Source organism: Bradyrhizobium sp. HKCCYLRH2015 (genome assembly GCF_051168215.1).
Lineage (GTDB): Bacteria > Pseudomonadota > Alphaproteobacteria > Rhizobiales > Xanthobacteraceae > Bradyrhizobium.
This window is the reverse complement of record NZ_JBNPUO010000019.1, coordinates 23,706-31,098: the sequence shown is the minus strand read 5'-3', so window position 1 is coordinate 31,098 and position 7,393 is coordinate 23,706. Positions and strand designations below refer to the sequence as shown.

General features: G+C 65.7%; 4 protein-coding genes. 2 read left to right on the top strand and 2 right to left on the bottom strand.

Annotated features, from left to right (window positions below; genetic code table 11):
* Positions 1 to 728 precede the first annotated feature (728 nt).
* Entirely contained in the window at positions 729 to 2,792 is a 2,064-nt protein-coding gene (locus ACQR1H_RS32890; protein WP_315802896.1) for a M23 family metallopeptidase, read from the top strand.
* An 83-nt stretch (positions 2,793 to 2,875) separates the two neighbouring features.
* Here ACQR1H_RS32890 and clpB read toward each other — a convergent pair whose 3' ends face one another.
* Positions 2,876 to 5,515, bottom strand: coding sequence for an ATP-dependent chaperone ClpB (gene clpB / locus ACQR1H_RS32885; protein WP_434908790.1), 2,640 nt, complete (start codon positions 5,513 to 5,515; stop codon positions 2,876 to 2,878).
* A gap of 223 nt (positions 5,516 to 5,738) precedes the next feature.
* On the opposite strand from clpB, the gene ACQR1H_RS32880 reads away from it, so the two are divergent.
* Entirely contained in the window at positions 5,739 to 6,524 is a 786-nt protein-coding gene (locus tag ACQR1H_RS32880; protein ID WP_434908789.1) for an MOSC domain-containing protein, read from the top strand.
* 211 nt (positions 6,525 to 6,735) lie between these two features.
* On the opposite strand, the gene ACQR1H_RS32875 is transcribed toward ACQR1H_RS32880, so the two are convergent.
* Positions 6,736 to 7,392 (bottom strand): TIGR02594 family protein, encoded by a 657-nt coding sequence (locus ACQR1H_RS32875; RefSeq protein ID WP_316180475.1) that lies wholly within the window; start codon positions 7,390 to 7,392, stop codon positions 6,736 to 6,738.
* Between the last annotated feature and the right edge of the window lies 1 nt (position 7,393).

The window sequence follows — 7,393 nt, the reverse complement described above, 5'->3', positions numbered from 1 at the left end:
AAAACCATGGTGTTACCTTTGAAACATTGTCCGCCGAAGTCTTCTCGTCCGATCTCAGAACCAAAAGCCGAAGCTCTTAACCCCGAGACCCGCAAGGACTCCGCCGTCCACGTTTCTCTTTCTTCATCTTCACTTGTCAAACAGCCCGGGACCTCGGTCCCACCCTCATGTGGAGGGGTCGCTCAACCTTTTTCGACGTCGATGAGCAACCGGGTTTTACCGGTTGTGCATCACTCAACGAAAGTGAGGAGCAATATTGGCGCGAATGCTCGCCTCGGTGTGTCCCGAAGCGGCGCCGCGCTCAGTGATCGGGTTTATAGGGGGGGCCGATCGGGGTGTCAACGCCCAATGTCAACAAATCGTCGCATCGAATCATTTTTTTCCGGACAGCAGGAGAACCCCGATTTCTTGCGGACTTCGTGCCCCACTTGGGCCACAATCCTGCGACGATTTGTTAAGCATCGACCTGGGTTGATTTGGGTCCAGCGGGGACTGCCATCGATTCAAGGATGATCCAGATCAAGGAAGCGGCGAGCCCTTCGCCTGATACGGCCGAGACGACATCGAGAGATCCTGAAGAACAATAGCGGTTCGTGGAGTCCGGCTTTCGGGCCAGAGAGTCTCGAACCGACAGAAGCGCGCCATCATTCCGAGCCGTTTGTCTTGGACGTTAAGCCAACCGGCAGCTGAGTGATCTCGGTGCTGACTTTGAACTTGGGGGACGAAGGTTGAGCCATCGGACGTCACGCGGGGGGTACGGACGCGAGATCGGCATGATCGATCTCGGTCATGAGCCGCCGCTATCGGTCGATGGCTCCGAAGCCGCGGTGATCGATCGCCGCCGCGTCTCCGTGCAATGGTTCTCCGGTACGATTCTGACTGGTCTGTGCGGCGCAGCCCTCATCGGCGGCGCCGTTTTTGCGTCGCTCGATGGCGAAATGACCTTCGCGCGCATGCCGGAGCGGATGGAAAGCGCGCTGCGCGGCGCCTTCGGCGCCAACGACCGCGTCGCCACCTTGCGCAAGAGCGACCGCCTGCCCCCGCCGAGCGAAGCCGCCGCAGCGCGCAACGTGGTGCGCATATCGACCGTGACCCGCGCGGGTTCGCGCGAGCTGATCCGGGTCCGTCCCTACGTCCGGATCTCGGGCAACCTGTCGATGGCGACCAGCGATCTGTCCGCCAAGATCCCGCCCTTCAACGCCCAGCGCCTGCTGAGCGACACCGACAACGACAAGACGGGGTCCGGCGAGGATCCGAACAATCCCGAGGCCGTCGAGCCCGACGCCGAGGTCTCATTCGTGACCAAGGATCTCGCCGCCGTGCTCCCCAAGGCGAAGATCGCGACCTCGGTGGCGCTCGACGAAATCGTCATGCGGGTCCGTGATGCGGCGAACTGGCGCGGCAACAATGGCGGCGTGCGCTACGCCTCACTTGCCAATGCCGCCGCCGACGCGGCCGGCGCGCAGGCCGTCCAAGGCGGCGACCTGAAACTGTCCTATGCCAATGACGGCACCTCGCCCGATCCTTACGCCGGCTTCGAGACCCGGGTGGTGCCGGAAAATGTCACCTTGCTGCCCAAGACCAAGGACCAGATCACCGGCGGCAATCCGCTCGGCGAGCGGGTTCACCTGGTCAAGAAGGGCGATACCGTCGCCTCGATCCTGCGCGACCAGGGCGCGACGCCCGACGAAGCCAAGGCGATCGCCGCCCAGCTCGGCCCGCGCGGCCGTGACGGCGGCCTGAAGGAAGGCGAGAAACTGCGCATCCTGATGGCGCCATCCAGCCCTGCCCCCGGCGCCCGGCTGCAGCCGTTCCGCGTCATCGTCGCCAACGACACCATGATCGAGGCGGTCGCCGCGCTTTCGGACCTCGGACGATACGTCGCCGTCGACGCGCAGAGCATGAACACGGTCACCGAGACCGCCGACAACACCAACGACGAGGAGGATGACGGCACCGGTGTCCGCCTCTATCAGAGCATCTACGAGACGGCGATGCGCAACAAGGTGCCCACGCCGGTCATCGAGGACATGATCCGCATCTACTCCTACGACGTCGATTTCCAGCGCAAGGTGCAGCCCGGGGATTCGTTCGACGTCTTCTATGCCGGCGACGACGACGACAAACCCGGCAACAACGACAAGACCGAGGTGCTGTTCACCTCCCTGACGGTCGGCGGCGAGACCAAGAAATACTACCGGTTCCAGACCCCCGACGACAGCGTCGTCGACTATTACGACGAGACCGGCAAGAGCGCGAAGAAGTTCCTGGTGCGCAAGCCGGTCAACAACGCGATCATGCGCTCCGGCTTCGGCGGACGCCGCCATCCGATCCTCGGCTTCGTCAAGATGCACACCGGCGTCGACTGGGCCACCGCCTACGGCACCCCCATTTTCGCCTCCGGCAACGGCGTGCTCGAGAAGGTCGGCCAGGAAGGCGGCTACGGCAAATACATCCGCATCAAGCACAACAACGGCTATGAGACCGCCTACGGCCACATGTCGGCCTTTGCCAAGGGCATGGAGCCCGGCAAGCGCGTGCGCCAGGGCCAGGTCATCGGTTTCGTCGGCTCGACCGGCATGTCGACCGGCCCGCACGTCCATTACGAGATCCTGGTCAACGGCCGCTTCGTCGACCCGATGCGCGTGAAGCTGCCGCGCGGCCGGTCGCTGGAAGGCCCGATCATGGCGAGCTTCGAGAAGGAGCGCGACCGCGTCGACCAGATGATGACCAGCCGCGGCCCCGGCGCGTCGCGCATCTCCGATGCCGGCCCGATCCAGGTGAATCGGTAGCCCTGCCCCTCAGCATGCTCCAAACGCAAACGGCCCGCGCTTGGCGCGGGCCGTTGCCGTTTGAGTGCTGCGGATGTTCGAGATCAGTTCAGCTTGCGCTTCGGGATCGGCGCCTCGAACGTCGCGATCTCCGCCGTACGATGCGCCTTGCCGTTGAAGGTCAGCACATTGCCTTCCGACGAGATGGCGACGTTGTCGCCATCCTTGATGTCGCCGGCGAGAATCATCTCGGCGAGCGGATCCTGCACGCTGCGCTGGATCACCCGCTTCAAGGGACGGGCACCGTAGGCCGGATCCCAGCCCTTGGCGGCGAGCCAGTCGCGCGCGTCGCCATCGAGCGACAGCGTGATCTTGCGCTCCTCCAGAAGCTTCTGGAGGCGGGAGAACTGGATCTCGACGATCCGGCCCATCTCGCTCTTCTGCAGCCGATGGAACAGGATGATCTCGTCGACGCGGTTGAGGAACTCGGGGCGGAAATGTCCTCGCACCGTGCCCATCACCAGCTCCCGCACCTCGGACGTATCCTCGCCCTCGGGCTGGTTGACCAGGAACTCGGAACCGAGATTGCTGGTCATGATGATCAGCGTGTTGCGGAAGTCGACGGTGCGGCCCTGGCCGTCGGTCAGACGGCCGTCGTCGAGCACCTGAAGCAGCACGTTGAAGACATCCGGATGCGCCTTCTCGATCTCGTCGAACAGGACGACCTGGTACGGCCGGCGGCGCACGGCCTCGGTGAGCGCCCCGCCCTCGTCATAGCCGACATAGCCGGGAGGCGCGCCGATCAGCCGCGACACCGAGTGCTTCTCCATGTACTCGGACATGTCGAGCCGAACCATCGCGGTCTCGTCGTTGAACAGATACTCGGCGAGCGCCTTGGTCAGCTCGGTCTTGCCGACGCCGGTGGGGCCTAAGAACATGAACGAGCCCATCGGCCGGTGCGGGTCCTGCAGGCCGGCGCGCGAGCGCCGCACGGCGGTCGCAACCGCATGCACGGCCTCGAACTGGCCGACGACGCGCTTGCCGAGCGAGTCCTCCATGCGCAGCAGCTTGTCCTTCTCGCCCTCGAGCATCTTGTCGACCGGCACGCCGGTCCAGCGCGAGACCACCTGCGCGATGTGGTTGGCGGTGACTGCCTCCTCCATCATCTCGCCGGCATTCTCCTTGGCCTCGATGTCGGCCAGTTGCTTCTCCAGCTCGGGGATGCGGCCATAGGCCAGCTCGCCCGCCTTCTGATACTCGCCGCGGCGCTGCGCGTTGGCGAGCTCGATCCGCAGGCCGTCCAGCTCGCTCTTGAGCTTCTGCGCGTTCGACAGCTTGTCCTTCTCGGCGCTCCATTTCGACGTCAGCGCCGCCGACTTCTCCTCGAGATCGGCGAGCTCCTTCTCCAGCGCCTGCAGCCGCGTCTTGGAGCCGAGATCGCTCTCCTTCTTCAAGGCCTCCTGCTCGATCTTGAGCCGGATGATCTCGCGGTCGAGCGAGTCCAGCTCCTCGGGCTTGCTGTCGACCTGCATCTTCAGCCGCGCCGCCGCCTCGTCCATCAGGTCGATGGCCTTGTCGGGCAGGAAACGGTCGGTGATGTAGCGGTTCGACAGCGTGGCCGACGCCACCAGCGCGGAGTCGGTAATGCGCACGCCGTGATGCTGCTCGTATTTGTCCTTCAGGCCGCGCAGGATCGAGATGGTGTCCTCGACCGTGGGCTCGGTGACGTAGACCGGTTGGAACCTGCGCGCGAGCGCCGCGTCCTTCTCGACATGCTTCTGATATTCGTCGAGCGTGGTCGCGCCGATGCAGTGCAGCTCACCGCGGGCGAGCGCGGGCTTCAAGAGGTTCGACGCATCCATGGCGCCGTCGGCCTTGCCGGCGCCGATCAGGGTGTGCATCTCGTCGATGAACAGCACGAAGGTGCCTTCAGCGGCCGTGACCTCCTGCAGCACGGATTTCAGCCGCTCCTCGAACTCGCCGCGATATTTCGCGCCCGCAATCAGTGCGCCCAGATCGAGCGACAGCAGCCGCTTGTCCTTCAGGCTCTCCGGCACGTCGCCATTGACGATGCGCAGCGCGAGGCCCTCGACGATCGCGGTCTTGCCGACGCCGGGCTCGCCGATCAGCACGGGATTGTTCTTGGTGCGCCGTGACAGCACTTGAATCGTACGGCGGATCTCCTCGTCGCGGCCGATCACCGGATCGAGCTTGCCGTCGCGCGCCGCCTGGGTCAGGTCGCGGGCATATTTCTTCAAGGCATCATAGGCGTTCTCGGCGGTCGCCGAGTCGGCCGTGCGCCCCTTGCGCAGGCTCTCGATCGCCGCGTTGAGATTCTGCGCGGTGACGCCGCCCTTGGCGAGGATGCCGCCGGTCTCGCTGTTCTTCTCCAGCGTCAGCCCGAGCAGCAGGCGCTCCACCGTGACGAAACTGTCGCCGGCCTTCTCGGCCGCCTTTTCCGCCGCGTCGAAGGCGCGCGCCAGCTCGGGCGACAGATAGACCTGCCCGGCGCCGCTGCCCGACACTTTCGGCAGCTTGCCCAGTGCGTCCTCGGTCGCCTTCAAAATTGCGCGCGAATTGCCGCCGGCGCGATCGATCAGACCGCCCGCGAGGCCTTCGCTATCGTCGAGCAGAACCTTCAGCAGATGCAGCGGCGAAAACTGCTGATGGCCGTCGCGCATCGCCAGCGATTGCGCCGATTGGATGAAGCCCCGCGCGCGCTCGGTATATTTGTCGATATTCATGATGTTTCCCTCAGCCTGCTGTGACGCCCCGAAGGCACGGCTTCAGCATCTTCATTGGGTTTCGGACCGCGCACGTTGACGTCCATCAACGCCGCAACCATTGACGTCGCCGGCTTGCGCCCGGCTTGAGTGGAAATGTGGGAAGGCGGTGCGAAAACGGAAGGGGCCGCTTCACAAATTCGTGTGCCCTGGCCGCGACCATGGGAATCTCCTATGAGGCGGCATGAGCCAGACCCCTCCCGCGCGCATCGCCGGCCTGTACCGCTATCCGGTCAAGGGCCTTACCCCGGAACCACTGCAAACGGCCCCGTTACGGGTCGGCGAAACGCTGCCGGCCGATCGCCGCTACGCGCTGGAAAACGGCCCAACCGGCTTCGATCCGGCGGCGCCGGTGTGGAAGCCGAAAACGGCGTATCTGATGCTGATGCGCAATGAGCGCTTGGCCGGGTTCAAGACGCACTTCGGCGACGCGACCAACATCCTCACCATCCGCAAGGACGGCGCGATCGTCGCCCAAGGCGACCTCGAAAGCGCCGACGGCCGCGCCGCCATCGAGGCGTTCTTCGCGCGCGCGTTTGCCGACGAGCTGCGCGGCCCGGTCAGGCTGCTGTCGGGCGGTGGCTACGCCTTTACGGATCTGGCGCGCAAGGTGGTCTCAATCATCAACCTCGCCTCGATCGCGGAGATCGAGACCTTGGTCGGCGCGACCGTGCATCCGCTGCGCTTCCGCGCCAATGTCTACGTCGCCGGCTGGCCGGCCTGGCACGAGACCTCGCTGATGGGCGAAACGCTGCGGATCGGCTCGGCGCGGCTCAAGGTCGTCAAGACCACCACCCGCTGCGCCGCCGTCAACGTCGACCCGGACACCGCCGCCCGCGACCTCGACATCCCGCCGGCGCTCATGGCCCGGCGCGGCAACAATGAATGCGGCATCTACGCCGAGGTCATCGAAGCCGGGGATGTCGCCGTTGGCGACGAGTTCGCCGTGGAACAGCCCCGGCTGGTGTAGTTCGCACCCTCACCCCGCCGACGGTGCGCCCCCCTCTCCCGCGTGCGGGGGAGGGCTGGGGTGGGGGCAACCCCACGCGAAAATCCTCGTGGGAGAGAGTTCCCCCACCCGCATCGCATCTTCGATGCGATGCGACCTCCCCCGCACGCGGGGGAGGCGCGGACCGCGCGAGCCGCGAGGGCTCATCTCATGAGTTCAAAGGCCGAAGCTCTCAGTTCGGCATCACATAGGCATACACGCGGCCGCGCGACACCGCGCTCTCGCGGACGCGGTTGCCGTTGTTGCCGGAGATGACGATCGGATTGCCCTGGGCATCGACGCCCGAGACCACGCCGACATGACCGCCGCCGCGGCGGCTCATCACCGCGATCGCGCCGACCTGCGGGCCGGAGACGCGCTGGCCATAGCTCGCAAACGAGCGCGCCATGTCGGAGCCGGTGCCGCGATGGCCGGTGCGCTCCAGCACCATGTTCATGAAGCGCGCGCACCACAGGCTGCGCCGGCCGGTCGGATTGCCGCTGCCGATGTAGCTGCGCGCCGCGGAGACGACGCTGCTGCCGCCACCGAAGCCGCCGGACGAGGCCATGCCGTCGGACGCCGTGCCCGGCATCATGACGCTGGCCTGCGCATCGGCAACGCCGCTCACCTGCACCCGCGCCACGCCGCGCTCCCAGCGCGACAGCCGGGCGACGGAACGCCGGTGGTGATGATGCCTTGCGTAGTGATGGCCGCCGTGGCTGCGGTGGGCATGATGCCCCGAGCCGTGATGCGGACGGGCCGATGCCGGTGTTGCGGTGACGGCGACGACTGCCGCACCCATGGTCAGCGCAACGATGTGAAGCGACCGGCGAAGGGTAGACACAACCATA

Excerpts from the sequence above, each read along its gene's own strand:
- clpB (WP_434908790.1), bottom strand. The coding sequence starts at position 5,515 with ATGAATATCGACAAATATACCGAGCGCGCGCGGGGCTTCATCCAATCG.
- ACQR1H_RS32880 (WP_434908789.1), top strand. The coding sequence starts at position 5,739 with ATGAGCCAGACCCCTCCCGCGCGCATCGCCGGCCTGTACCGCTATCCG.
- ACQR1H_RS32875 (WP_316180475.1), bottom strand. The coding sequence starts at position 7,392 with ATGGTTGTGTCTACCCTTCGCCGGTCGCTTCACATCGTTGCGCTGACC.